General features: G+C 61.4%; 20 protein-coding genes. 15 read left to right on the forward strand and 5 right to left on the reverse strand.

The features are described from left to right. Window positions 1–51 precede the first annotated feature (51 nt). A complete protein-coding gene (locus UCMB321_RS08205; RefSeq protein ID WP_040065269.1) occupies window positions 52–1,230 on the forward strand; it encodes a patatin-like phospholipase family protein in 1,179 nt (392 codons plus the stop codon). Between the two features lie 16 nt (window positions 1,231–1,246). Here the strand turns inward: UCMB321_RS08205 and UCMB321_RS08210 are convergent, their stop codons facing one another. The 3 genes from UCMB321_RS08210 to UCMB321_RS08220 form a co-directional block, all read right to left on the reverse strand. Beyond that, window positions 1,247–2,056: a Cof-type HAD-IIB family hydrolase gene (locus tag UCMB321_RS08210; RefSeq protein ID WP_040065270.1), complete on the reverse strand. Its 810-nt coding sequence runs from the start codon at window positions 2,054–2,056 to the stop codon at window positions 1,247–1,249. A gap of 181 nt (window positions 2,057–2,237) precedes the next feature. Continuing rightward, window positions 2,238–3,026, reverse strand: a complete 789-nt coding sequence (locus UCMB321_RS08215) for an MlaA family lipoprotein (protein WP_040065271.1) — start codon at window positions 3,024–3,026, stop codon at window positions 2,238–2,240. Beyond that, window positions 3,019–4,317 carry a serine/threonine protein kinase gene (locus UCMB321_RS08220; RefSeq protein ID WP_040065272.1) on the reverse strand — a complete coding sequence of 433 codons (1,299 nt, stop codon included), beginning with the start codon at window positions 4,315–4,317 and terminating at the stop codon, window positions 3,019–3,021. Before UCMB321_RS08220 ends, UCMB321_RS08215 begins: the two co-directional genes overlap by 8 nt. A gap of 236 nt (window positions 4,318–4,553) precedes the next feature. Between UCMB321_RS08220 and UCMB321_RS08225 the strand changes: the two genes are divergently transcribed. Then, window positions 4,554–4,913, forward strand: coding sequence for a hypothetical protein (locus UCMB321_RS08225; protein WP_040065275.1), 360 nt, complete (start codon window positions 4,554–4,556; stop codon window positions 4,911–4,913). A 151-nt stretch (window positions 4,914–5,064) separates the two neighbouring features. Here UCMB321_RS08225 and UCMB321_RS08230 read toward each other — a convergent pair whose 3' ends face one another. Then, window positions 5,065–6,657, reverse strand: coding sequence for a glycoside hydrolase family 17 protein (locus tag UCMB321_RS08230; RefSeq protein ID WP_052451098.1), 1,593 nt, complete (start codon window positions 6,655–6,657; stop codon window positions 5,065–5,067). Between the two features lie 331 nt (window positions 6,658–6,988). Here UCMB321_RS08230 and UCMB321_RS08235 point away from each other — a divergent pair, with 331 nt between their 5' ends. The 3 genes from UCMB321_RS08235 to UCMB321_RS08245 all read left to right on the forward strand — a co-directional run bounded on the left by UCMB321_RS08235 (window position 6,989) and on the right by UCMB321_RS08245 (window position 10,032). Next, window positions 6,989–7,837: a glycine betaine ABC transporter substrate-binding protein gene (locus UCMB321_RS08235; protein ID WP_040065277.1), complete on the forward strand. Its 849-nt coding sequence runs from the start codon at window positions 6,989–6,991 to the stop codon at window positions 7,835–7,837. A gap of 228 nt (window positions 7,838–8,065) precedes the next feature. Next, window positions 8,066–8,377, forward strand: coding sequence for a DUF485 domain-containing protein (locus UCMB321_RS08240; protein ID WP_040065279.1), 312 nt, complete (start codon window positions 8,066–8,068; stop codon window positions 8,375–8,377). After that, window positions 8,374–10,032 carry a cation acetate symporter gene (locus UCMB321_RS08245; protein ID WP_040065281.1) on the forward strand — a complete coding sequence of 553 codons (1,659 nt, stop codon included), beginning with the start codon at window positions 8,374–8,376 and terminating at the stop codon, window positions 10,030–10,032. The genes UCMB321_RS08240 and UCMB321_RS08245 overlap by 4 nt, the downstream gene beginning before the upstream one ends. A 303-nt stretch (window positions 10,033–10,335) precedes the next feature. On the opposite strand, the gene gltA is transcribed toward UCMB321_RS08245, so the two are convergent. After that, the gene (gene gltA / locus UCMB321_RS08250; protein WP_040065283.1) at window positions 10,336–11,625 is read right to left on the reverse strand and encodes a citrate synthase; all 1,290 of its coding nucleotides are present in this window, start codon (window positions 11,623–11,625) and stop codon (window positions 10,336–10,338) included. A 364-nt stretch (window positions 11,626–11,989) separates the two neighbouring features. Between gltA and sdhC the strand changes: the two genes are divergently transcribed. The 10 genes from sdhC (at window position 11,990) to brnQ (ending at window position 25,020) form a co-directional block, all read left to right on the forward strand. After that, a complete protein-coding gene (gene sdhC / locus UCMB321_RS08255; protein WP_040065285.1) occupies window positions 11,990–12,364 on the forward strand; it encodes a succinate dehydrogenase, cytochrome b556 subunit in 375 nt (124 codons plus the stop codon). Beyond that, window positions 12,358–12,726 carry a succinate dehydrogenase, hydrophobic membrane anchor protein gene (sdhD, locus tag UCMB321_RS08260; RefSeq protein WP_040065287.1) on the forward strand — a complete coding sequence of 123 codons (369 nt, stop codon included), beginning with the start codon at window positions 12,358–12,360 and terminating at the stop codon, window positions 12,724–12,726. The genes sdhC and sdhD overlap by 7 nt, the downstream gene beginning before the upstream one ends. Before the next feature lie 3 nt (window positions 12,727–12,729). Beyond that, window positions 12,730–14,502, forward strand: a complete 1,773-nt coding sequence (gene sdhA, locus UCMB321_RS08265) for a succinate dehydrogenase flavoprotein subunit (RefSeq protein WP_040065289.1) — start codon at window positions 12,730–12,732, stop codon at window positions 14,500–14,502. 12 nt (window positions 14,503–14,514) lie between these two features. Continuing rightward, window positions 14,515–15,219, forward strand: a complete 705-nt coding sequence (locus UCMB321_RS08270) for a succinate dehydrogenase iron-sulfur subunit (protein WP_040065291.1) — start codon at window positions 14,515–14,517, stop codon at window positions 15,217–15,219. Between the two features lie 293 nt (window positions 15,220–15,512). After that, window positions 15,513–18,344 carry a 2-oxoglutarate dehydrogenase E1 component gene (locus UCMB321_RS08275; RefSeq protein ID WP_040065292.1) on the forward strand — a complete coding sequence of 944 codons (2,832 nt, stop codon included), beginning with the start codon at window positions 15,513–15,515 and terminating at the stop codon, window positions 18,342–18,344. 42 nt (window positions 18,345–18,386) lie between these two features. Continuing rightward, the gene (gene odhB / locus UCMB321_RS08280) at window positions 18,387–19,616 is read left to right on the forward strand and encodes a 2-oxoglutarate dehydrogenase complex dihydrolipoyllysine-residue succinyltransferase (RefSeq protein WP_040065294.1); all 1,230 of its coding nucleotides are present in this window, start codon (window positions 18,387–18,389) and stop codon (window positions 19,614–19,616) included. A gap of 112 nt (window positions 19,617–19,728) precedes the next feature. Further along, the gene (gene lpdA, locus UCMB321_RS08285) at window positions 19,729–21,168 is read left to right on the forward strand and encodes a dihydrolipoyl dehydrogenase (RefSeq protein ID WP_040065297.1); all 1,440 of its coding nucleotides are present in this window, start codon (window positions 19,729–19,731) and stop codon (window positions 21,166–21,168) included. 197 nt (window positions 21,169–21,365) lie between these two features. After that, window positions 21,366–22,532 carry an ADP-forming succinate--CoA ligase subunit beta gene (sucC, locus tag UCMB321_RS08290; RefSeq protein WP_040065299.1) on the forward strand — a complete coding sequence of 389 codons (1,167 nt, stop codon included), beginning with the start codon at window positions 21,366–21,368 and terminating at the stop codon, window positions 22,530–22,532. Beyond that, window positions 22,532–23,413 carry a succinate--CoA ligase subunit alpha gene (gene sucD / locus UCMB321_RS08295; protein ID WP_040065301.1) on the forward strand — a complete coding sequence of 294 codons (882 nt, stop codon included), beginning with the start codon at window positions 22,532–22,534 and terminating at the stop codon, window positions 23,411–23,413. Before sucC ends, sucD begins: the two co-directional genes overlap by 1 nt. A gap of 293 nt (window positions 23,414–23,706) precedes the next feature. Beyond that, window positions 23,707–25,020 carry a branched-chain amino acid transport system II carrier protein gene (gene brnQ, locus UCMB321_RS08300; RefSeq protein ID WP_040065302.1) on the forward strand — a complete coding sequence of 438 codons (1,314 nt, stop codon included), beginning with the start codon at window positions 23,707–23,709 and terminating at the stop codon, window positions 25,018–25,020. The last annotated feature ends 87 nt before the right edge of the window (window positions 25,021–25,107 follow it).

The following is a 25,107-nucleotide window of genomic DNA, read 5'->3' on the forward strand; positions in this document are numbered from 1 at the left end:
AGGGGGCGGGGGTGGTGTATCAGGATATTACCTGATTGATGGAGTGTCGCGATGAGCCCAGCTGAACCGGTCACCGGTCTGATTCTTTCCGGCGGGGGCGCGCGAGCGGCCTATCAGGTGGGTGTGCTGGCGGCGATTGCCGAACTGTTGCCGGCCGGGGCGGCCAATCCCTTTCCGGTGATAGTCGGGACTTCGGCGGGGGCGATCAATGCGGTCAGCCTGGCCAGTGGGGCGATGGACTTCAGCGCCGCCATCGAACGCCTGACCGCGTTCTGGCAGGGCTTTCGCAGCCACCTGGTGTTGCGCAGCGATTGGCCGGGGGTGATTCGCCAGGCCAGCCGCTTCGTCAGCCACAGCCTGCTGGGCATGGGCGCACAGGTGCCGGTGGCGCTGCTCGACAGTTCGCCCCTGCGCGACCTGCTGAATGACAAACTGCACCTGCCGGGTATCGACCACGCCATCGAGCAACAGCAGTTGCACGCCGTGGCGGTGACTGCTTTTGGCTATGAGTCCGGTCAGGCGGTGACCTTCTATCAGAGCAAGGGGGCCATCGACTCCTGGTTGCGCCATCGGCGGGTCGGCATGCCGACCCGGCTGACCGTCGAGCACTTGCTGGCCAGTTCGGCGATCCCGCTGCTGTTCGCTCCGGTCAAGCTCGGCCGGGAGTATTTCGGCGATGGGGCGGTGCGCCAGTCCGCGCCGATCAGCCCGGCGTTGCACCTGGGGGCCACCCGGGTGTTGGTGGTGGGCGTCAGCGGCAACCCCCGGGGTGTCGACACCGACACCGAGCGCACCTATGTCGGGCAGCAGCCGAGCCTGGCACAGATCGGTGGGCATATGCTCAACAGTACCTTCATCGACAGCCTGGAAAGCGATATCGAGCTGTTGCAGCGCTTGAATCAGTTCAGCCGGCTGTTGCCGCCGCAACCGCGCAGCCTGGGCCTGGCGCCGGTGGATGTGCTGGTGATCGCGCCCAGTCAGCCGATCGATGAAATCGCCGCGCGACATCGGCATGAGTTGCCGGCGGCGTTGCGGTTTTTCCTGCGCGGGCCGGGTGCGACCCGGACCAGCGGTGCGGGGGTCTTGAGTTACCTGCTGTTCGAGGCGGCCTATTGCAGCGAGTTGATCGAGCTGGGGCGTCGCGATGCGATGGCCAAGCGCGAGGAGCTGTGCCGGTTTCTGGGGTTGCCGCAGGCTTCGCTGGTGTCGCAGGCGGCGTCGGTGCTTTAGGCACCGGGCCTGTGCGTTACTGCGCCAGCAGGTGCGCCGCCAGGTAACGGGCCACCGACTCCTCGCTGCAACTGCCCAGGGCTTCATGCCCGGGCAGAGCCTGGAACACCTTGGCGTGCGCCGTACCCATCACCAGGCCCTTGCCGGTGCTCGAGAGCATTTCCACATCGTTCATGCCGTCGCCAAAGGCGATGCACTGGCTCAGCGGCACTTGCAGGAACTGCGCGAGTTTCTTCAGGGCATGACCCTTGGATACGCCGCTTGCCATCATTTCCAGGCACCAGGGCGAGGAAAAGGTGCTGTGCACCTGGGTGCCGAGCCGGCGCTTGAGCTGTTCATCGAGAACCACCAGGGCCTCGTGGTCCCGGTCCTTGTGGATAAAGAAGATCTTCTCCACCGCCTCGGTCGGGAATTCATCGGGGGCCAGCACCGTGGGACGGAACCCTTCGTGCCGGTTGAACGCCTCCAGCAGTTGGCCATCGGCGTTGGTGATCCAGCGGGACTGGCAATACAGGTTGGTCACCAGGTTCGGCTCGTGCCGGGTGGCATCCAGCAGGGCCCGCACCGCCTGCGGCGCCATGTACTCGCTGGCGTCCAGGCCCTTGCAGGCGCTGCTGATCCGCGCGCCGTTGGCGGTGATCAGGTGAACCGGCAAGTCATAGGGCCGCAGGATCGACTCGACGTCGGGTTGGCTGCGCCCGGTGGCGATGACCACCTGCTTGCCGGCGTCCAGCAGACGCTTGAGCACCCCGTGGGAATACTCGCCAATGCGGTCGTCCGGTAGCAGCAGGGTGCCGTCCAGGTCGGTGGCGATCAGGTGGTACATGCTTGAGTCCTTGTCAGGCCTGTGGGTCTTGATATTCGAGAACACAGCACCACCCTGTAGGAGCTGGCTTGTCGGGACGCCGCACCGCAGCGATGAGGCCCTCGAGCCCTGTGGTGCTCATACGGACGCCATCGCCAGCAAGCCGGCTCCTACAGGTTTCGCGGCGTTTCCAGGTCCGGGGTTATTCGGCGATCTGCAACTTGCGCGCCTCGGTGTACACGTAACGGACTTTCTCGTATTCGAACGGTGAGTTCAACTGGCCGTAGCGGAAGTTGGTGGTGTAGCGCTTGTCGATGGCCTCCAGCAGATAGATTTCCGGATGGTCAGAGCTGACCTGCGAGACGTTGAGGAAGTTGATCTGCGATGCGGCGGCGAAGTCGAACACCAGCCCACCGGTATCGCGCAGGTTCGACGGACCGAAGAACGGCAGCACCAGATACGCCCCGCCCGGCACGCCATAGAAGCCCAGGGTCTGGCCGAAGTCCTCAGCCTGGCGCGGCAGGCCCATTTTGGTGGCCGGGTCCCACAGGCCGGCGATGCCGATGGTGGTGTTGAGCAGCAGGCGTCCGGTGGTGTCCAGTGCCCGCTTGCCCTTGAACTGGAGCAGGCTGTTGAGCAGGTTGGTGACATCCCCCAGGTTACTGAAGAAGTGGCTCACGCCCTCGCGCAGGAAGGTCGGCGTCACGTAGCGGTAGCCATCGACCGCCGGCAGGAACACCCATTCGTCGAAACGGTAGTTGAAGTGGTAGACCCGGCGGTTCCAGGACTCCAGCGGGTCGTAGACGCTCAGGGCGTTGAGGGTCGAACGTTCGAATTCACGCTGGTCCAGGCCCGGATTGAATTTGAGCCGTTTCAACGGTTCGGTGAAACCGTCCGGGTCCGGCACCACGGGATCGTGCGCCTTGCTGTTGTCGGCCAGGGCAGGGGCTGCGCAGAACAACGCCGCGAGCAGCAGGAGAGATTTAGCCACGGAAGAACTCCAGCATGGCGTCGGCGTTGACGCGGTAATTGAGGTTGCCGCAGTGGCCGCCATGGGGGTAGACCGTCAGACGATCGCCAAAGGTGCGGCGCAGGAAGCCCAGGTCGCCGGGGCCGAGGATCACGTCGTCGGCGTTGTGCATCACGGCGATTTTCCGGCTGTCGTGCAGGTAGTCCTTGAGGGCGTAGAGGCTGACCTGGTCGATCAGTTGCAAGATGCTGCCGCCGTCGGTGCGGGCGCGCCACATCGGGATCACCTGTTCGGTCAGGTAGCAGTCGAAATCGCATTGCAGGGCGCGCTTGAGCATGGGCGTGAGGCTGGTGCCTTCGGTGATCGGATATTTCGGCGGGGTGATCAGGCCGCGGCGGTTGATCAGGTCCGAGGTGAAGGCAATGTCCGCCGCCGAAAAGCGGAAGGTGGTGCCGATCAGCATGGCCATCTGTTCGTTGCTCAGGTGTTGCCGGGACTGCTGGAAGTCGTAGAGCAGGGCGTCGTTGAGGTCGATGTAGCCCTTTTTCTGGAAGTAGCGGGTCAGCTTGCCGAGCACCAGCTCATAGAAGGTGGTGGTGTTGGTGACACCCTTGACTTCGGTCTGGACCAGCTTGTCCAGGTTGGTGACCGAGGTGTAGAGGTTGACCGGCGGATTGAGCAGCAGGACTTTCTTGAAGTTGAAGCTGCGCCGGGTTTCATCCAGTTTGCTGACGAAGGCCGCGTCCAGGGCACCGAGGCTGTAGCCGCTGAGATAGAAGTCGGTGATCGGCAGGTTCGGCTGCTGGGCGCGCACGGCCTGCATGACCCGGTACAGGTCTTCCGCATCCTCCTTGCTGACGCCGGGGGTGGCGAAGCGCGAGGCGGCGCTCATGAAGTCGAAGCTGGTGGGCGACGACAACTGCACGACGTGGTAGCCGGCCTGGTAGTAGAGCTTCTTCAGGTATTCGTTGATGCTGCTGTCGTAGCGCGCGCCGGTGCCGGAGATCAGGAAGATCAGCGGGGCGGGGTGATCCTGTCGGGCCAGGCGGTAGGTGAGCTTCTTCACCGCCCAGAAATTGTCCGGGAGGATGAAGTCGCGTTCCGGGCGCAGTTTGAGGCTGTAGTCCGCTTGCCGGATGCTGTCGTCGTCGGGCAGTGTCGGTCGCAGGTTCGGCGGCGTGGTGGCGATGGTCGCTTCGAACGGGTTGGTCAACGGGTAGCCATAGCTGGCAGCGTCGACATCGACGGCCAGGGCGGACGCGCTCAGGATGAGACCGCCGAGAAAGGCGGCGACGCGCAGAGAAAGGAGCATGACTACATCCCTTTGAAGGAAAATGCTGAATGAGTACCGCAGGTTATGACCACCGGGCTACTGCTGAAGTGCCATGTCCCGACGCTAAAAAAGCATTTTAGACAGGGGCACCATGGATAATTCCCGCGCAACGATACACTTTGCCGCAGTTTGCCGGACAGTTATGTGTTGCGGGAGCTTGCATAGGCGATTCTGGCGATTATGCTGGGCGCCGTTTTCGCTTATCGGAGTTGTCCATGTCTCGCCGTTTGCCGCTGGTCCTGCTGCTTATTGTCCTGCCGTTGTGGCTGGCCGCCAGTTATGGCGTGCGTTATGGGTTGATGGAGGACGGCCAGTGGGTCGGGGTGTGCGTGGATGAGGCGCTGCGCTGGCAGTGCCAGGCGCGTTCCAACCTGGGCTGGTTGATCCACTTCGAGGCGCTGGGCTGGACGGCACTGGGCGCGGCAGTGTTGGCTTTTGTGGCACCGGGTCGCTTGGGGCGAGGGTTGGCGGTGCTGGCGCTGCTGGCCGGGTTTCCGGCGCTGGCGTTGTACAACACCAGCCTCGCGGTATTTGCGCTGGTGATTGCGGGGTTGCGGTTGGTGCGATCGGCCTGATGGGGCTATAGCTGCGGTCTCGACCCTGAACTCACCACTACGGCCTGCGCGGTCAATTGTGGGAGCCGGCTTGCCGGCGATAGCGTCCGTATGAACGGTGCAAGGCTTGAGGGCCTCATCGCCAGCAAGCCGGCTCCCACAAGGTGGTGTTTCAGCGCGAAATAGCGTCGAGCCCGGAAGCAAGATCTACCTGTAGTTTACCCACCCGCACGCTGCGCCACAGCGCCGCAACCATCATCACGCTGACCAGCGCCCAGCCCCAGGCCTGCAGGTTTTCCAGGCCTTCACGGTACAGTTGCGGGGCAATCCCGGCCCCGATGATCAGTGCCAGCAGGCCGATCTCCCGACGCGGACCCGCTACCGGACGCACCAGGAACACCAACGCCGGCAACAGCAAGGCCGCGCTAGGAAAGCTGCGGTAGCGCGGATCGAACACCAGCTCCAGCATCATCACCGCGGCGGCAAAGCCGGCGCCTGCCAGCAGCCAGCCGGCGCGTTGCTCCAACCCTTTGAACAGCCCGGCACGCCAGCCGGCCTGGCTACCGAGGGCCAGCGCCGCATGCGCCAGTACCAGCAGGTTCAATACCAGCAGCAAGCCGGCCCAGATCCATTCGCCGGTAAACCGGCTGGTGACCCGCGCCAGCTCGCCCCAGGCGCCAATGGAACAGCCCGCCAACGCCCCGAGCAACGGTAACAGCAGCGCCGCCCGCGTGTTGCGTACGCGCCCGGCGAGCAGCAGTGTGCCGAGGAAGATCAGCCCACCCAACCCCAGCCACTGTGGCCAGTACGGCAGGTTCGAGACGGGACCGGCCAACACGCCCTTGTCCTGGCGATCGGCATCGAACAGGCCCCAGTAGCCGCCGACGGCGCCCTCGCTACCGCGTTTCCACGGCTGGTCGAAGGCCTCGATCAGGTTGTAGTGCCAGCCGTTCTGCTCGGCCAGGGCGGCGAAGCCGCGAATGAACTTGGCTTCGTTGACCCGGCTCGGCAGCGCGGTTTCGCGCTGGCGGCCTTCGCTCGGCCAGCCGGTTTCGCCGATCAGGATGTCCTTGGGCGCGAACTGCTTGCCGAACACCTCGCGCACCTGGGCGACATGATCAAGGGCGCGGTCGATGCCGGAGGGATCGTTTTCCCAGTACGGCAGCAGGTGAATGGTCAGGAAGTCCACGGCGGGGGCGACCTGCGGATGTTCGAGCCAGAACACCCAGACGTCGGCATAGGTCACCGGCTGCTGCACATGGGCCTTGACCTTGTGGATCAACTTGACCAGTTGATCGCCGGTGACCTCCTTGCGCAGCAGCGCTTCATTGCCGACGATCACCGCGCTGACCACATCGGCGTTGGCGTTGGCCGAAGCGATCAGGGCGTCGACCTCCTTCTCGGTGGCCAGCGGGTCGCTGCTGACCCAGGCACCGATCATCATTTTCAGACCGTGCTTGCGCGCCAGTTCCGGCAGCGCTTCGAGGCCGGTCATGGAGTAGGTGCGAATGCACTCGAAGCGCGTTGCCAGCAGGGCCAGGTCGGCGTCCATGCGTTCCAGGCGCGGGGTGAACGGCTGGTCGAAGGGCGATTGGTCCTTGTCGAACGGGGTATAGGAGGCACATTGCAGCTTGTGGGTCGGTGTCGCCGCATCGGGCAGGATCACCGGCTGGCCGAGGCCATACCAGAAGCCGCCGAGAGCCAGGAGGCCGAGCAGGCAGGCGAACAAATAAGCGAGGATCGGGAAGCGGACAGTGGCGGACATGGTCGGGCCGTATGGGAACAAAGCCGCGCATATTACCCGGATTTCCCCAGGCTGTCGGGCCGCGCAGTGTTTTGTCATGCAAAGTTCGGGCGCAACAAATGAGGGGCATTCTCAGGCCCCCCGATTACTGGCGTTCTGATGTCGTTTCTCGCTGCCTTGAGGTCGCTGTCAGAGCAGGTCGATGGGTGAGTCAGGTTGATGATCAGGGCGTCAGTACTCCGCTGATGATCGAACGGGTTTGGCGATGAGGCGTGATGGGGGCGCTGTGCACCATAACAATACGTTGACGTCGCCCGGCAGTCGTCGGGTGCAGCATTTCGGGGAAGTAACGATGAAGATGCGACGACTCTTAGGCGCCGGTGCCGTTCTGGCACTTGCGATCGGCTCCACCCAGGTGAGTGCCGCGGCCAAGGAAGTGACCATCGGTTATGTCGATGGCTGGTCCGACAGCGTTGCCACCACCAACGTGGCGGCCGAGGTGATCAAGCAGAAGTTGGGTTACGACGTGAAGCTGCAGGCCGTGGCGACCGGGATCATGTGGCAGGGCGTTGCCACCGGCAAGCTCGATGCCATGCTCTCGGCCTGGCTGCCGGTGACCCACGGCGAGTACTGGGCCAAGAACAAGGACAAGGTGGTCGACTACGGTCCCAACTTCAAGGATGCCAAGATCGGCCTGATCGTGCCTGAGTATGTCCAGGCCAAATCCGTCGCCGATCTGAAAACCGACACCACCTTCAAGAACAAGATCGTCGGCATCGATGCGGGCTCGGGCGTGATGCTCAAGACCGATCAGGCGATCAAGGACTATGGCCTGGACTACAAACTGCAAGCCAGTTCGGGCGCGGCGATGATCGCCGAACTGACCCGTGCCGAAGAGAAGAAAGAATCCATTGCCGTGACCGGTTGGGTGCCGCACTGGATGTTCGCCAAGTGGAAACTGCGCTTCCTGGAAGACCCGAAAGGCGTCTACGGCGCGGCCGAGACCGTCAACAGCATCGGCAGCAAGGAGCTGGCGACGAAGGCGCCGGAAGTGGCGGCGTTCCTGAAGAAGTTCCAGTGGGCGTCCAAGGATGAGATCGGCGAAGTCATGCTGGCCATCCAGGACGGCGCCAAGCCGGATGCCGCGGCCAAGGACTGGGTTGCCAAGCACCCGGACCGCGTAGCCGAGTGGACCAAGTAACCCTCCCACCGCTGTAATACCCTGAAAAGGCCGCATGACATCGTGTCATGCGGCCTTTTTGCGTCTGGCACCCAGGCGCTGCGGCTGCTCCTGCAGGAGGAGGGTTTATTCGGCCAAAAACTGGCGAAAAGGTAATGTCGTTCTAATACTAAGGTCGTCTGGAATCCGTTCGATAGCCGCCTAAAGTGGAATACGTTCCAACTCATCTGTGCTGCGAGGATAAAAACAATGAACGACAGCATTTACCTCTCGATTCAAAACAGCCCCCGCTTCAAGGAGCTGGTCAGGAAACGGGAGCGCTTCGCCTGGATACTCTCGGCGATCATGCTCGGGCTTTACTCGGCTTTCATTCTGCTGATCGCCTATGGGCCACAGATCCTGGGCGCGAAAATCAGCCCTGGCTCTTCCATTACCTGGGGCATCCCGTTGGGTGTCGGATTGATCGTCTCGGCGTTCGTCCTGACGGCCATCTATGTGCGTCGCGCCAATGGCGAATTCGACGACCTGAACAACGAGATTCTCAAGGAGGCCCGGCAATGATCCGACGTCTATTGGCGGTATTGGCCGCTTCGGCCTTCGCGCCCCTGGTCCTGGCGGCTGACGCCCTGACCGGCGAAGTGCACAAGCAACCTCTCAACGTGTCGGCCATTGCGATGTTCGTGGTGTTCGTCGGCGCAACCCTGGGCATCACCTACTGGGCTGCCAAGCACAACCGTTCGGCGGCCGACTACTATGCCGCGGGCGGCAGGATCACCGGTCTCCAGAACGGCCTGGCGATTGCCGGCGACTACATGTCGGCGGCGTCTTTCCTGGGGATTTCCGCGCTGGTCTACGCCTCGGGCTATGATGGCCTGATCTACTCCATCGGCTTCCTGGTGGGCTGGCCGATCATTCTGTTCCTGATCGCCGAGCGCCTGCGCAACCTGGGCAAGTACACCTTTGCCGACGTCGCCTCCTATCGCCTCGGGCAAACCCAGATCCGCTCGCTGTCGGCCTGCGGTTCGCTGGTGGTGGTGGCGTTCTACCTGATCGCCCAGATGGTCGGCGCCGGCAAGCTGATCCAGTTGCTGTTTGGCCTGGACTACTACGTGGCCGTGATCCTGGTGGGGGTCCTGATGTGCCTCTATGTGCTGTTCGGCGGCATGCTGGCCACCACCTGGGTGCAGATCATCAAGGCGGTGTTGTTGCTGTCCGGTGCTTCATTCATGGCGCTGATGGTGATGAAGCACGTCAACTTCGACTTCAACACGCTGTTTGCCGAAGCGATCAAGGTTCACCCCAAGGGCGAGGCGATCATGAGTCCCGGTGGCCTGGTCAAGGATCCGGTCTCGGCCTTCTCCCTGGGCCTGGCGTTGATGTTCGGCACCGCCGGCCTGCCGCACATCCTGATGCGCTTCTTCACCGTGAGCGATGCCAAGGAAGCGCGCAAGAGTGTGTTGTACGCCACCGGTTTCATCGGCTACTTCTATATCCTGACCTTTATCATCGGTTTTGGCGCGATCCTGCTGGTGAGCACCAATCCGGCGTTCAAGGATGCCGCGGGCGCGTTGCTCGGCGGTAACAACATGGCGGCGGTGCACCTGGCCAACGCAGTGGGCGGCAATGTCTTCCTCGGTTTTATCTCGGCCGTGGCCTTTGCCACCATCCTGGCGGTGGTTTCCGGTCTGACCCTGGCCGGGGCTTCGGCGGTGTCCCATGACCTGTATGCCAACGTGATCAGGAGGGGCAAGGCCAACGAAAAGGATGAGATCCGCGTCTCGAAGATCACCACCATCCTCCTCGGCGTGCTGGCGATCGTCCTGGGCATCCTGTTCGAAAGCCAGAACATCGCGTTCATGGTCGGCCTGGCGTTCTCCATTGCCGCCAGCTGCAACTTCCCGGTGCTGCTGCTTTCCATGTACTGGAAGAAGTTGACCACCCGCGGCGCGATGATTGGCGGTTGGATGGGGTTGGTCAGTGCGGTGGGCCTGATGATCCTCGGCCCGACCATCTGGGTGCAGATCATGCATCATGAGAAGGCCATTTTCCCGTATGAGTATCCGGCGCTGTTCTCGATGGCCATTGCCTTCGTCGGGATCTGGTTCTTCTCCATCACCGACAAGTCGACGGCGGCCGAGAATGAGCGGGCGCTGTTCTTCCCGCAGTTCGTGCGTTCGCAGACGGGCCTGGGGGCGAGCGGGGCGGTTTCCCACTAAGGGTTGTCCATATAAGCTGCGCTGAAACGAAATGCCCCGGTCGAGAGACCGGGGCATTTTTATTAGGCTGTCGCGCACTGTAATGCAGGTGTCTAGCAGATTGCCTTTGGGCGACGCGGACCTGTAGGAGCCGGCTTGCTGGCGATAGGTGCGACGCGGTGCATCAGGTGCACCGCGTTATCGTTCATCGCCAGCAAGCCGGCTCCTACAGATTTGTGTCGTTTGCAGGTTCTCCAGAAACAGAAACGGCCTCTATCGAGAGGCCGTTTCAGTTGCAGCTAAGGTGTTACCGCGAGGCAAACCTTACTTGCGGTCTTCCAGCTTGGTGATGTCGCGGGACTCGTAGCCGGTGTACAGCTGGCGCGGACGGCCGATCTTGTACGGGCTGGAGAGCATTTCCTTCCAGTGGGAGATCCAGCCCACGGTCCGCGCCAGGGCGAAGATCACGGTGAACATGCTGGTTGGAATGCCGATCGCCTTGAGAATGATCCCCGAGTAGAAGTCGACGTTCGGGTACAGCGAGCGCTCGATGAAGTACGGATCGGTCAGGGCGATCTCTTCGAGACGCATGGCCAGTTCCAGCTGCGGATCGTTTTTGATGCCCAGCTCTTTCAGCACTTCGTCGCAGGTCTGCTTCATCACGGTGGCGCGTGGGTCGCGGTTCTTGTAGACCCGGTGACCGAAGCCCATCAACTTGAACGGATCGTTCTTGTCCTTGGCCTTGGCGATGAACTTATCGATGTTCGAGACATCGCCGATTTCATCGAGCATGGTCAATACCGCTTCGTTCGCACCGCCGTGGGCAGGGCCCCAGAGCGCGGCGATACCGGCGGCGATACAGGCGAACGGGTTGGCACCCGAGGAGCCCGCCAGGCGCACGGTGGAGGTCGAAGCGTTCTGCTCGTGGTCGGCATGGAGGATGAAGATCCGGTCCATGGCCTTGGCGAGCACCGGGCTGATCGGTTTGATCTCGCACGGGGTGTTGAACATCATGTGCAGGAAGTTTTCCGCGTACGACAGGTCGTTGCGCGGGTACATCATGGGTTGGCCCATGGAGTACTTGTACACCATCGCGGCCAGGGTCGGCATCTTGGCGACCAGGCGAATGGCGGAAATCTCGCGGTGCTGGGCGTTATTGATGTCCAGCGAGTCGTGGTAGAAGGCCGACAGGGCGCCGACTACGCCGCACATGACGGCCATCGGGTGGGCGTCGCGACGGAAGCCGTTGAAGAAGCTCTTCAACTGCTCGTGCACCATGGTGTGGTTCTTCACGGTGCTGACGAACTGGGCTTTCTGTTCTGCGGTCGGCAGTTCGCCGTTGAGCAGCAGGTAGCAGGTTTCCAGGTAGTCCGATTTCTCGGCGAGTTGCTCGATCGGGTAGCCGCGGTGCAGCAGGATGCCGTTATCGCCGTCGATATAGGTAATCTTCGACTCGCAGGAAGCGGTCGACATGAAGCCAGGGTCGAATGTGAACCGGCCCGTGGCCGTCAGGCCCCGCACGTCGATTACATCGGGACCAACGGTGCCGGTTAAAATGGGCAGCTCGACGGGGGCTGCGCCCTCGATGATCAACTGCGCTTTTTTGTCAGCCATGTGGCCTCCTATTTATGCTTGAAATCATCAGACAGGCCCCCCACGCAGGGCCCGCACCACTATAGTGAGATAAATTCGAATGTCAATTTGCCAAAAGTCTTGTTGTAGGCGGCTTCGGGCGGAGCTTTTCCTCGAAATTGACGGCTATTTACGCCTTTTATCCCGCTAACGCAATGCACCATTAGGGGTAGTCCTTTGCGTTGTCATTAGTAGCCTAACTGTCTATACTCGGCAGCCGACCGCCAGAGGCTTTTGGGCCTGTTTTCATTGGGGGTCGTCACTCCCTGGGTGGTGGGTACCTGACCAGTGCACTTGCCCAACAACTTTGCCCTGATCGTTAGGGCTCATCAGTGAAAAAAAAGCCGTGAAAAGCCAACGACCTGTAAACCTAGACCTAAGGACCATCAAACTCCCAGTCACTGCTTACACGTCCATTCTTCACCGTATTTCCGGTGTCATCCTCTTTGTCAGCCTGGCCATCATGCTTTACGCATTGGACAAGTCGCTGAGCTCCGAGGAAGGCTTCGGTCAGGTGAAAGCGTGTCTGACCAGTCCGCTAGCCAAGCTAGTGATTTGGGGCATCCTGTCCGCCTTGCTGTATCACCTGGTTGCCGGCGTGCGCCATCTGATCATGGACATGGGCATCGGTGAGACGCTGGAAGGCGGCAAGCTGGGCTCGAAAATCGTTATCGCCGTTTCCGTGGTGATCATCGTGCTGGCAGGAGTCTGGATATGGTAACCAACGTCACAAACCTCTCGCGCTCGGGCCTCTATGACTGGATGGCACAGCGCGTGTCGGCGGTCGTTCTCGCGGCTTACTTCATTTTCCTGATCGGATACGTCATTGCGAATCCGGGCCTGGGCTATGCCCAGTGGCACGGGCTGTTCGCCCACAGCGGGATGCGCATCTTCAGTCTGTTGGCCCTGGTGGCCCTGGGCGCTCACGCCTGGGTCGGCATGTGGACCATCGCGACCGACTACCTGACGCCGATGGCGTTCGGCAAGTCCGCGACTGTCGTGCGTTTCCTTTTCCAGGTGGTATGCGGCGTTGCGATGTTCGCGTACTTCGTCTGGGGTGTGCAGATTCTCTGGGGTATCTGATTCATGGCTAACATTCCAACGATTTCTTTCGACGCCATCATCATTGGCGGCGGCGGTGCCGGCATGCGTGCCGCGCTGCAACTGGCCCAGGGCGGTCACAAGACGGCGGTGATCACCAAGGTGTTCCCGACCCGTTCGCACACCGTATCGGCCCAGGGCGGCATCACCTGCGCCATCGCGTCCGCCGACCCGAACGACGACTGGCGCTGGCACATGTACGATACCGTCAAGGGTTCCGACTACATCGGTGACCAGGACGCTATCGAATACATGTGTCAGGAAGGCCCGGCTGCGGTCTTCGAACTGGACCACATGGGTCTGCCGTTTTCCCGTACCGAAACCGGTCGCATCTACCAGCGTCCGTTCGGCGGCCAGTCCAAGGACTTCGGCAAGGGCGGCCAGGCGGCACGTACCTGCGCGGCTTCCGACCGTACCGGTCACGCCCTGCTGCACACCCTCTATCAGGGCAACCTGAAGGCGGGCACCACCTTCCTGAACGAGTACTACGCGGTTGACCTGGTGAAGAACCAGGACGGCGCATTCGTCGGTGTGATCGCGATCTGCATCGAAACCGGTGAAACTTCCTACATCCGTGCCAACGCCACCGTACTGGCGACCGGCGGTGCAGGTCGTATCTACTCGTCCACCACCAACGCCCTGATCAACACCGGTGACGGCGTCGGCATGGCCTTGCGTGCCGGCGTACCGGTGCAAGACATCGAAATGTGGCAGTTCCACCCGACCGGCATCGCCGGCGCCGGTGTACTGGTCACCGAAGGTTGCCGCGGTGAAGGCGGTTACCTGATCAACAAGCACGGCGAGCGTTTCATGGAGCGTTATGCTCCGAACGCCAAGGACCTGGCCGGCCGCGACGTGGTTGCCCGTTCCATGGTCAAGGAAATCATCGCCGGCAACGGCTGTGGCCCGAACGGCGACCACGTGCTGCTCAAGCTCGACCACCTCGGCGAGGAAGTGCTGCACAGCCGCCTGCCAGGCATCTGCGAACTGTCCAAGACCTTCGCCCACGTCGATCCGGTGGTTGCTCCGGTTCCGGTGGTTCCAACTTGCCACTACATGATGGGCGGCGTTGCCACCAACATCCATGGTCAGGCGATCACCCAGGACGCCAACGGCGTCGACACCATCATTCCTGGCCTGTTCGCGGTCGGTGAAGTGGCGTGCGTATCGGTTCACGGTGCCAACCGCCTGGGCGGCAACTCGCTGCTCGACCTGGTGGTCTTCGGCCGTGCGGCCGGCCTGCACCTGGAAAAGGCGCTGTCCGAAGGTATCGAATACCGCAACGCCAGCGACACCGACATCGATGTGGCGCTGAACCGTCTGGCCAAGCTCAACGAGCGCACCGACGGCGAAGACGTCGCCACCCTGCGCCGCGAGCTGCAAAGCTGCATGCAGAACTACTTCGGTGTATTCCGTACCGGCGAATACATGCAGAAGGGTATCGCCCAGTTGGCTGGCCTGCGCGAGCGTATCGCCAACGTCAAGATCAACGACAAGTCCCAGGCCTTCAATACCGCGCGTATCGAAGCCCTCGAGCTGCAAAACCTGCTGGAAGTGGCGGAAGCCACCGCGATTGCTGCCGAGCATCGCAAAGAGTCCCGCGGTGCTCACGCCCGTGAAGACTTTGAAGAGCGCGACGACGAAAACTGGCTGTGCCATACCCTGTACTTCCCGGGTGAGAAGCGTGTGACCAAGCGTGCCGTTAACTTCTCGCCGAAGACCGTTCCGACTTTCGAACCAAAAGTCCGGACTTACTAAGGGGTAATCGATATGTTGCAAGTCGAAGTTTATCGTTACAACCCTGACACCGATTCCGCGCCGAAAACCCAGGTTTTCCAGGTCGACACCGGTGGCAAGGACTTGATGGTGCTGGACGTACTGGCCCTGATCAAAGAGCAGGACGAAGGTTTCTCCTATCGTCGCTCCTGCCGTGAAGGCGTGTGCGGTTCCGATGGCATGAACATCAACGGCAAGAACGGCCTGGCGTGCATCACGCCGCTGTCCTCGGTGGTCAAGGGCAACAAGCTGGTGGTGCGTCCGCTGCCAGGTTTGCCGGTGATCCGTGACTTGGTCGTCGATATGAGCATCTTCTACAAGCAATACGAGAAGGTGAAGCCATTCCTGCAGAACGACACGCCGGCCCCGGCCATCGAGCGTCTGCAGTCTCCGGAAGAGCGCGAGAAGCTGGACGGTCTGTACGAGTGCATCCTGTGCGCGTGCTGCTCGACCTCCTGCCCGTCCTTCTGGTGGAACCCGGACAAGTTCCTGGGCCCGGCCGCCCTGCTGCAAGCGTACCGCTTCCTGGCAGACAGCCGCGACACCAAGACCAGCGAGCGTCTGGCTTCGCTGGATGACCCGTTCAGCGTCTTCCGCTGCCGCGGGATCATGAACTGCGTCAACGTATGTCCGAAGGGCCTCAATCCGACCAAGGCCATCGGTCACATCCGTAACATGCTGCTGCAAAGCGGCGTGTGATTCAGCGGCTGTAACCCGGCTGCTGTAAATCGGTTGTTGTAAAAAGTGGCACCGCTGTAACCGTAGAAAGGCCAGGGCGTGGGCTTCAACCCGCGCCCCGGCTATAACCAGAGCAACGGCTCATAAAGCTGTGGCTCTTATTTTTGAAGAAATGAGACCAGCAGGGGCATCCGGGCCGGTACCCGGACTATCAGCGTGATCCCAAGTGGCTTGTTTTTGTCGCTGCATTCGGACTTCTGCAAGCTTGCGCGGTGTTTTCGCCGATGGTGTCCCCTAACCGAGGGTGACCAAGCATGCAAGAAAGCGTGATGCAGCGCATGTGGAATAGCGGCTATCTTTCAGGTGGTAACGCTGCCTATGTGGAAGAGCTCTACGAGCTCTACCTGCACGACCCTAACGCTGTGCCAGAAGAGTGGCGCACCAAATTCCAGACGTTGCCCGCTGACGGCAACGCTGCCACTGATGTTTCGCACTCGACAATCCGCGATCATTTCGTCTTGCTGGCAAAGAACCAGCGCCGCGCCCAACCGGTTTCCGCCGGCAGCGTGAGCAGTGAGCACGAAAAGAAGCAGGTTGAAGTGCTGCGATTGATCCAGGCCTACAGGATGCGTGGCCACCAGGCAGCCCAGCTCGACCCGCTGGGACTGTGGCAGCGTCCTGCACCCGCAGACCTGTCGATCAATCATTACGGCTTGACCAATGCCGATCTTGATACGACCTTCCGTGCCGGCGACCTGTTCATCGGCAAGGAGGAAGCGAGCCTACGCGAAATTCACGAAGCGTTGCAGCAGACATATTGCCGCACCATCGGCGCTGAATTCACGCACATCGTCGACTCCGAGCAGCGCCACTGGTTCCAGCAGCGCCTGGAAAGCGTGCGCGGCCGTCCGACCTTCTCCGCGGACATCAAGAGCCACCTGCTCGAGCGCGTCACCGCCGCCGAAGGCCTGGAAAAATACCTGGGCACCAAGTACCCGGGCACCAAGCGTTTCGGCCTGGAAGGTGGCGAGAGCCTGATCCCGATGCTGGACGAGATGATCCAGCGTTCCGGCTCCTACGGCACCAAGGAAATCGTCATCGGCATGGCCCACCGTGGTCGCCTGAACGTGCTGGTCAACACCTTCGGCAAGAACCCGCGTGAGCTGTTCGACGAGTTCGAAGGCAAGAAGAAGGTCGAGCTGGGTTCCGGTGACGTGAAATACCACCAGGGCTTCTCGTCCAACGTGATGACCACCGGCGGTGAAGTCCACCTGGCCATGGCGTTCAACCCATCCCACCTGGAAATCGTTTCCCCGGTGGTCGAGGGTTCGGTACGTGCCCGCCAGGACCGTCGCAACGATGCCAGCGGTGACAAGGTTCTGCCGATTTCCCTCCACGGTGACGCGGCATTTGCCGGTCAGGGCGTGGTCATGGAAACCTTCCAGATGTCGCAGACCCGCGGCTTCAAGACGGGCGGCACGATCCACATCGTGATCAACAACCAGGTCGGTTTCACCATCAGCAACCCGCTGGACTCGCGTTCCACCGAGTACGCCACCGACGTCGCGAAAATGATCCAGGCGCCGATCCTCCATGTGAATGGTGATGATCCGGAAGCCGTGCTGTTCGTGACCCAGCTGGCGGTCGACTACCGCATGCAGTACAAGCGCGACGTGGTGATCGACCTGGTCTGCTACCGTCGTCGTGGCCACAACGAAGCCGACGAACCTAGCGGTACCCAGCCGCTGATGTATCAGCAGATCACCAAGCAGCGCACCACTCGTGAGCTGTATGCCGAGCGCCTGGTCCAGGCCAAGGTGCTGGATGACGCGCGGGTTCAGGCGAAGGTCGATGAATACCGCAGCGCCCTGGACAACGGTCTGCACGTGGTGAAGAGCCTGGTCAAGGAACCGAACAAGGAGTTGTTCGTCGACTGGCGCCCATACCTGGGTCACGCGTGGACCGCACGTCATGACACCCGCTTCGACCTGAAGACCCTGCAGGAACTGTCCGCCAAGCTGCTGGAGATCCCGGAAGGCTTCGTGGTCCAGCGTCAGGTCGCGAAGATCTACGAAGACCGTCAGAAGATGCAAGCCGGCGGCCTGCCGATCAACTGGGGTTACGCCGAAACCATGGCGTACGCGACCCTGGCGTTCGAAGGTCACCCGATTCGCATGACCGGCCAGGACATCGGCCGCGGTACGTTCTCGCACCGTCATGCCGTGCTGCACAACCAGAAGGATGCAAGCACCTACATTCCGCTGCAGAACCTGTACGAAGGTCAGCCACGCTTCGACCTGTATGACTCGTTCCTGTCGGAAGAAGCGGTACTGGCATTCGAATACGGTTACTCGACCACCACGCCGAATGCGCTGGTGATCTGGGAAGCCCAGTTCGGCGACTTCGCCAACGGTGCCCAGGTGGTTGTCGACCAGTTCATCACCAGTGGCGAGCACAAGTGGGGTCGTCTGTGCGGCCTGACCATGCTGCTGCCGCACGGTTATGAAGGTCAGGGTCCGGAGCACTCCTCGGCCCGTCTGGAACGCTACCTGCAGTTGTGCGCCGAGCACAACGTCCAGGTCTGCGTACCGACTACCCCGGCACAGATCTACCACTTGCTGCGTCGCCAGGTCATCCGTCCGCTGCGCAAGCCGCTGATCGTGCTGACGCCGAAGTCGCTGCTGCGTCACAAACTGGCTATTTCCACGCTGGAAGATCTGGCCGAAGGTTCGTTCCAGACCGTTATCCCGGAAATCGACGCCCTGGATCCGAAAAAGGTCCAGCGCCTGATTCTGTGCAGCGGCAAGGTCTACTACGACCTGCTGGAAAAACGCCGTGCCGAAGAGCGTGACGACATCGCCATCGTGCGTATCGAGCAACTGTATCCGTTCCCTGAAGACGACCTGATCGAAGTCCTGGCACCGTACAAGCACCTCAAGCACATCGTCTGGTGTCAGGAAGAGCCGATGAACCAGGGCGCCTGGTACAGCAGCCAGCATCACATGCGTCGTATCGTTGCGGGTCACAACAAGTCGCTGGTACTTGAGTACGCCGGCCGTGAGGCCTCTGCCGCACCGGCTTGTGGTTATGCATCGATGCACGCTGAGCAGCAGGAAAAACTGCTGCAAGATGCTTTTACTGTTTAACGCCTTCGCGCACCTGAAACCGAATTTAAGGAACCACAGATAATGGCTATCGAGATCAAAGCCCCCACTTTCCCGGAATCGGTTGCCGATGGCACCGTTGCCACCTGGCACAAGCAACCGGGCGACGCTGTCAAGCGTGACGAGCTGATCGTCGACATCGAAACCGACAAAGTGGTCCTGGAAGTACTGGCGACCGCCGACGGCGTGCTGGGCGCGATCGTCAAGGGCGAAGGCGACACCGTGCTGTCCGACGAAGTCCTGGGCTCCATCGTTGAAGGCGGCGCCGCCGCCGCTGCACCTGCCGCCGCTGCCGCTGCTCCAGCGGCTGCTGCCCAGGCTGCCGCGCCTGCCGCTGCTGGCGAAGACGATCCGGTGGCTGCACCGGCGGCTCGCAAGCTGGCTGAAGAAAACGGTATCAACATCGCTTCCGTTGCCGGCACCGGCAAGGGCGGTCGTGTGACCAAGGAAGACGTGGTGGCTGCTGTTGCCGCCAAGAAAGCCGCACCAGCCGCAGCTCCAGCCAAGGCTGCCGCTCCGGCCGCTGCCGCGCCTGTGTTCGCCGCCGGCGACCGCGTCGAGAAGCGTGTGCCGATGACCCGCGTGCGCGCCACCGTGGCCAAGCGCCTGGTCGAAGCGCAGTCGAACATGGCGATGCTGACCACCTTCAACGAAGTGAACATGAAGCCGATCATGGACCTGCGTTCGAAGTACAAGGACCTGTTCGAGAAGACCCACAATGGCGTGCGCCTGGGCTTCATGTCGTTCTTCGTGAAAGCGGCCACCGAAGCGCTGAAACGCTTCCCGGCGGTCAACGCTTCCATCGACGGCGGCGACATCGTTTACCACGGCTACTCCGACGTCGGTGTCGCGGTGTCCAGCGACCGTGGCCTGGTGGTCCCGGTGCTGCGCAACGCCGAGCTGATGAGCCTGGCCGAGATCGAGAACGGCATCGCCACCTTCGGCAAGAAGGCCCGTGACGGCAAGCTGTCCATCGACGAAATGACCGGTGGTACGTTCACCATCACCAACGGTGGTACATTCGGTTCCCTGCTGTCGACTCCGATCGTCAACCCGCCACAAGCCGCCATCCTGGGCATGCACAACATCAATGAGCGCCCGATGGCGGTCAAGGGTGAAGTGGTGATCCTGCCGATGATGTACCTGGCGCTGTCCTACGATCACCGCCTGATCGACGGCAAGGAAGCAGTGTCTTTCCTGGTGACCATCAAGAACCTGCTGGAAGACCCGGCTCGTCTGCTGCTGGATATCTGATTGCGCCCAAGGGGCAGGGCGCTTGCGTCTTGCCCGTTGTGTGAACGATCAGCTTCGTCCCACGACGGTCCCCACGAGGGGCCGTCCGGTTTGATTCGATAAGGAATGACACATGACTCAGAAATTCGACGTGGTAGTGATTGGCGCGGGCCCTGGCGGCTATGTAGCCGCCATCAAGGCAGCGCAACTTGGTCTCAAGACTGCCTGCATCGAGAAGTACCAGGATAAAGAGGGCAAGCTGGCCCTCGGCGGTACTTGCCTGAACGTTGGCTGCATTCCGTCCAAGGCGCTGCTGGACAGCTCCTGGAAGTACCATGAAGCCAAGGACGGGTTCGCCGTCCACGGTATCTCCACCGGTGCCGTCAAGATGGACGTGCCGGCGATGGTCGGTCGCAAGGCCGGTATCGTCAAGAACCTGACCGGCGGCGTGGCCATGCTGTTCAAGGCCAATGGCGTCACCTCGATCGAAGGCCACGGCAAGCTGCTGGCCGGCAAGAAAGTCGAAGTGACCAAGCCAGACGGCACGGTTGAAGTGATCGAGGCCGAGAACGTCATCCTGGCTCCGGGCTCGCGTCCGATCGACATTCCACCGGCTCCGGTCGACCAGAACGTGATCGTCGACTCCACCGGTGCCCTGGAGTTCCAGGAAGTGCCGAAGCGCCTGGGCGTGATCGGTGCCGGTGTGATCGGTCTGGAACTGGGTTCCGTCTGGTCCCGCCTGGGTGCCCAGGTCACGGTCCTGGAAGCCCTGGACACCTTCCTGATGGCTGCCGACACCGCCGTTTCCAAGGAAGCGCTGAAAACCCTGACCAAACAGGGTCTGGACATCAAGCTGGGCGCACGCGTGACCGGTTCCAAGGTCAACAAGGGCAAGGAAGTCGTGGTGACCTACACCGACTCCGCCGGCGAGCAGACCATCACCTTCGACAAGCTGATCGTTGCCGTTGGCCGTCGTCCGGTGACCACCGACCTGCTGTCCGCTGATTGCGGCGTGGTCCTGGACGAGCGCGGTTTCGTGCACGTCGACGACCATTGCGCGACCGCCGTACCGGGCGTCTACGCCATCGGTGACGTGGTTCGTGGCATGATGCTGGCACACAAGGCCTCGGAAGAGGGCATCATGGTGGTTGAGCGCATCAAGGGCCACAAGGCCCAGATGAACTACGACCTGATCCCTTCGGTTATCTACACCCATCCGGAAATCGCATGGGTCGGCAAGACCGAACAGGCTTTGAAAGCCGAAGGCGTTGAAGTTAACATCGGCACCTTCCCGTTCGCCGCCAGTGGCCGTGCCATGGCAGCCAACGATACCGGCGGTTTCGTCAAGGTCATCGCCGATGCCAAGACCGACCGCGTTCTGGGCGTCCACGTGATTGGCCCAAGCGCTGCCGAGCTGGTACAGCAAGGCGCGATCGGTATGGAATTCGGCACCAGTGCCGAGGACCTGGGCATGATGGTCTTCTCCCATCCGACCCTGTCCGAAGCGTTGCACGAAGCGGCATTGGCAGTGAATGGCGGCGCCATCCACGTGGCCAACAAGAAAAAACGCTAAGCGGATAATAAGAAACCACGGCGGCCCGCCCGTCGTGAGCCTTGCGCGCAAGACTCACCGCGGAACGTCCGCTGGACGCAGTCTTGCGTTGTTTCACCGGGCGACCGGAAGGCGACGCAAGCAGCAGTCACAGGTGGTGCGGCACTGCAATCAGTGCAGCACCGAATGCGCAGTACCTAACGAAGACGGTAAAAAGCATGAATCTTCACGAGTATCAGGGTAAGCAGCTGTTCGCTGAATACGGCCTGCCAGTATCCAAGGGTTACGCGGTAGACACCCCGGAAGAAGCAGCAGAAGCTTGCGACAAGATCGGTGGTTCCGAGTGGGTTGTAAAAGCCCAGGTCCACGCCGGTGGTCGCGGTAAAGCGGGCGGCGTAAAGCTGGTTCGCAGCAAAGAAGACGCCAAAGCCTTCGCACAGCAGTGGCTGGGCAAGCGTCTGGTGACCTATCAGACTGACGCCAATGGCCAGCCTGTCACCAAGATCCTGGTTGAATCGTGCACTGATATCGCTAAAGAGCTGTACCTGGGCGCTGTCGTTGACCGTTCGAGCCGTCGCATCGTGTTCATGGCTTCCACCGAAGGTGGCGTGGACATCGAGAAAATCGCTCACGACACCCCTGAGAAAATCCTCAAGGCCACTATCGATCCACTGGTTGGCGCCCAGCCATTCCAGGGTCGCGAGCTGGCATTCCAGCTGGGTCTGGAAGGCAAGCAGGTTTCCCAGTTCGCCAAGATCTTCGTCGGTCTGGCCAAGCTGTTCCAGGACCACGACCTGGCCCTGCTGGAAGTGAACCCGCTGGTGATCAAGGCCGACGGCGATCTGCATTGCCTCGATGCCAAGATCAACATCGACGCCAACGCCATGTACCGTCAGCCTAAGCTGAAAACCTTCCACGATCCGTCCCAGGACGATCCGCGCGAAGCGCACGCTGCCAAGTTCGAACTGAACTACGTAGCCCTGGAAGGCAACATCGGTTGCATGGTCAACGGTGCCGGCCTGGCCATGGGTACCATGGACATCGTCAACCTGCATGGCGGCAAGCCAGCCAACTTCCTCGACGTGGGCGGCGGTGCAACCAAGGAACGCGTAACCGAAGCGTTCAAGATCATCCTGTCCGACACCAACGTCGCTGCAGTACTGGTCAACATCTTCGGCGGCATCGTTCGCTGCGACATGATTGCCGAAGGCATCATCGGCGCTGTGAAAGAAGTCGGCGTGAAAATCCCGGTTGTTGTTCGCCTTGAAGGCAACAACGCTGAACTGGGCGCTAAAGTACTGGCAGAAAGCGGCTTGAACATCATCGCTGCTACCAGCCTGACCGACGCTGCTCAACAAGTTGTCAAAGCTGCGGAGGGCAAATAATGAGCGTCCTGATCAATAAAGACACCAAGGTTATCTGCCAGGGTATCACCGGTTCGCAGGGCAGCTTCCACACCCAGCAAGCCATCGAATACGGCACCAAGATGGTCGGTGGCGTAACTCCGGGCAAAGGCGGCACCGAGCACCTGGGTCTGCCGGTGTTCAACACCGTGAAAGAAGCTGTAGCCGCCACTGGCGCCACCGCCAGCGTGATCTACGTTCCGGCTCCTTTCTGCAAGGACTCGATCCTGGAAGCAGCTTTCGGCGGCATCAAGCTGATCGTCTGCATCACCGAAGGCATTCCTACCCTGGACATGCTGGATGCCAAGGTCAAGTGCGACGAGCTGGGTATCACCCTGATCGGCCCTAACTGCCCAGGCGTGATCACTCCAGGCGAATGCAAGATCGGCATCATGCCAGGTCACATTCACTTGCCAGGCAAGGTCGGTATCGTTTCCCGTTCCGGCACCCTGACCTACGAAGCTGTGAAGCAGACCACTGACGCCGGTTTCGGTCAGTCGACTTGCGTCGGCATCGGCGGTGACCCGATCCCGGGCTCGAACTTCATCGACATCCTGAAGCTGTTCCAGGAAGACCCGAAGACCGAAGCGATCGTGATGATCGGCGAGATCGGCGGTTCGGCTGAAGAAGAAGCGGCGGCCTACATCAAGGCTCACGTGACCAAGCCGGTTGTTTCCTACATCGCGGGTGTGACTGCTCCTCCGGGCAAGCGCATGGGCCATGCGGGTGCAATCATCTCCGGCGGCAAAGGCACTGCGGACGAGAAGTTCGCTGCCCTGCAAGACGCCGGCGTGAAAACCGTGCGTTCGCTGGCAGACATCGGCAAGGCCCTGGCCGAGCTGACCGGTTGGGCCGTCAAGTAAGCCTCGCGCTTAACTGACGCAAAACCAACAAAGGCCACCTTCGGGTGGCCTTTGTGCTTTCTGAGCTTCATATATAAATGCGACATAAGGTCGTCGCTGGCAGGACAATATTTGCCCTCTAACAGTGCGTTTTTCACCCGAATTTGTTAGGGTGGCCGCCACTTTTTGCGTCCGCTGCCCACAAGGCCGCCGCGCGCTAAACGGGTCGACCCCATACGGGCCGACAGCATTTCCCTCACCCCACGGGAAATCCCTCTCTAAATTCCGATTCAGCAGTGTGGTATTTCCTTAAAATGAAAGTGTTGAAAGGCCAGGACATCCTGGCGCTTGGCTTCATGACCTTTGCCTTGTTCGTCGGGGCCGGCAACATCATCTTCCCACCGATCGTCGGTTTGCAGTCCGGACCCCATGTCTGGATGGCGGCGCTGGGCTTCCTGATCACCGCGGTGGGCCTGCCGGTCATCACCGTGGTCGCGCTGGCCAAGGTCGGCGGTGCTATGGACGCCCTGAGCAGCCCCATCGGCAAGGTTGCCGGCGGCTTGCTGGCCGCTGCCTGCTACCTGGCGGTCGGTCCGCTGTTCGCCACGCCGCGCACCGCCACCGTGTCCTTTGAAGTCGGCCTGGCGCCGTTGACCGGCGAAAGCCCGCTGGCGCTGCTGATCTACAGTTCGCTGTATTTCCTGCTGGTGTTCTTCATCTCCCTGTACCCCGGGCGCTTGCTGGATACCGTTGGCCGATTCCTCGCGCCGTTGAAGATCATTGCCCTGGCGGTCCTGGGGATCGCGGCGTTCGCCTTGCCGGCCGGCGATATCGGCACGGCCACTCCCGAGTACGTCGCGGCACCGTTCTCCCAGGGTTTCATCAATGGCTACCTGACCATGGATACCCTGGGCGCCCTGGTGTTCGGCATCGTCATCGTCAATGCCATCCGCTCCCGCGGCGTCGATTCGCCACGGTTGATCACCCGCTACGCCATCATTGCCGGCCTGATCGCCGGTGTCGGCCTGGCGCTGGTGTACATCAGCCTGTTCCGGCTGGGCGCGGGCAGCCATGAAGTGGCGGCCGGTGCCAGCAACGGCGCGGCGGTACTGCACGCCTATGTGCAACATACCTTCGGCTCCCTGGGCAGCGGTTTCCTCGCGGTGCTGATCTCCCTGGCGTGCCTGGTGACGGCGGTAGGCCTGACCTGCGCCTGCGCCGAGTACTTCAGCGGCATCCTGCCACTGTCGTACAAGAGCCTGGTGATCATCCTGGCGGCGTTCTCGCTGCTGGTGTCGAACCTGGGGCTGACCAAGCTGATTGCGTTTTCCATCCCGGTCCTGACCGCGATCTACCCGCCGTGCATCGCCCTGGTGGCCCTGAGTTTCTGCCAATCGTTCTGGCATGCGCAGGGGCGTATCGTCGGCCCGGTGATGCTGGTGTCGTTTCTGTTCGGCATGATCGACGCCCTCAAGGGGGCCGGGCTGGCGGACTGGATGCCGACGCAGCTGTCGCACCTGCCGTTGAGCGAGCAGGGCCTGGCGTGGCTGGTGCCTTCGGTGGTGATGCTGGTGATTGCGGTGGTGATCGACCGCTTGCTCGGCAAGCGCAGCGAAGCCCTGGCCTGACTGGCTCCTACAGACATCCGACAAAATAAAACCCGCGCAAGGCGGGTTTTATTTTGTTTGGCGGTTTTTGCAAACAGGTGCTTGCAG

It is taken from the genome of Pseudomonas batumici (assembly GCF_000820515.1).
GTDB classification, from domain to species: Bacteria; Pseudomonadota; Gammaproteobacteria; order Pseudomonadales; family Pseudomonadaceae; genus Aquipseudomonas; species Aquipseudomonas batumici.

What these genes read in the sequence shown, in the direction of transcription:
- sdhD (WP_040065287.1), top strand. Translation starts at nt 12,358, where the DNA reads ATGGTAACCAACGTCACAAACCTCTCGCGCTCGGGCCTCTATGACTGG.
- gltA (WP_040065283.1), bottom strand. Translation starts at nt 11,625, where the DNA reads ATGGCTGACAAAAAAGCGCAGTTGATCATCGAGGGCGCAGCCCCCGTC.
- brnQ (WP_040065302.1), top strand. Translation starts at nt 23,707, where the DNA reads ATGAAAGTGTTGAAAGGCCAGGACATCCTGGCGCTTGGCTTCATGACC.
- UCMB321_RS08210 (WP_040065270.1), bottom strand. Translation starts at nt 2,056, where the DNA reads ATGTACCACCTGATCGCCACCGACCTGGACGGCACCCTGCTGCTACCG.
- sucD (WP_040065301.1), top strand. Translation starts at nt 22,532, where the DNA reads ATGAGCGTCCTGATCAATAAAGACACCAAGGTTATCTGCCAGGGTATC.
- odhB (WP_040065294.1), top strand. Translation starts at nt 18,387, where the DNA reads ATGGCTATCGAGATCAAAGCCCCCACTTTCCCGGAATCGGTTGCCGAT.
- UCMB321_RS08270 (WP_040065291.1), top strand. Translation starts at nt 14,515, where the DNA reads ATGTTGCAAGTCGAAGTTTATCGTTACAACCCTGACACCGATTCCGCG.
- UCMB321_RS08230 (WP_052451098.1), bottom strand. Translation starts at nt 6,657, where the DNA reads ATGTCCGCCACTGTCCGCTTCCCGATCCTCGCTTATTTGTTCGCCTGC.
- UCMB321_RS08225 (WP_040065275.1), top strand. Translation starts at nt 4,554, where the DNA reads ATGTCTCGCCGTTTGCCGCTGGTCCTGCTGCTTATTGTCCTGCCGTTG.
- UCMB321_RS08275 (WP_040065292.1), top strand. Translation starts at nt 15,513, where the DNA reads ATGCAAGAAAGCGTGATGCAGCGCATGTGGAATAGCGGCTATCTTTCA.
- UCMB321_RS08235 (WP_040065277.1), top strand. Translation starts at nt 6,989, where the DNA reads ATGAAGATGCGACGACTCTTAGGCGCCGGTGCCGTTCTGGCACTTGCG.
- lpdA (WP_040065297.1), top strand. Translation starts at nt 19,729, where the DNA reads ATGACTCAGAAATTCGACGTGGTAGTGATTGGCGCGGGCCCTGGCGGC.
- UCMB321_RS08205 (WP_040065269.1), top strand. Translation starts at nt 52, where the DNA reads ATGAGCCCAGCTGAACCGGTCACCGGTCTGATTCTTTCCGGCGGGGGC.
- UCMB321_RS08245 (WP_040065281.1), top strand. Translation starts at nt 8,374, where the DNA reads ATGATCCGACGTCTATTGGCGGTATTGGCCGCTTCGGCCTTCGCGCCC.
- UCMB321_RS08220 (WP_040065272.1), bottom strand. Translation starts at nt 4,317, where the DNA reads ATGCTCCTTTCTCTGCGCGTCGCCGCCTTTCTCGGCGGTCTCATCCTG.
- sdhA (WP_040065289.1), top strand. Translation starts at nt 12,730, where the DNA reads ATGGCTAACATTCCAACGATTTCTTTCGACGCCATCATCATTGGCGGC.
- sucC (WP_040065299.1), top strand. Translation starts at nt 21,366, where the DNA reads ATGAATCTTCACGAGTATCAGGGTAAGCAGCTGTTCGCTGAATACGGC.
- UCMB321_RS08240 (WP_040065279.1), top strand. Translation starts at nt 8,066, where the DNA reads ATGAACGACAGCATTTACCTCTCGATTCAAAACAGCCCCCGCTTCAAG.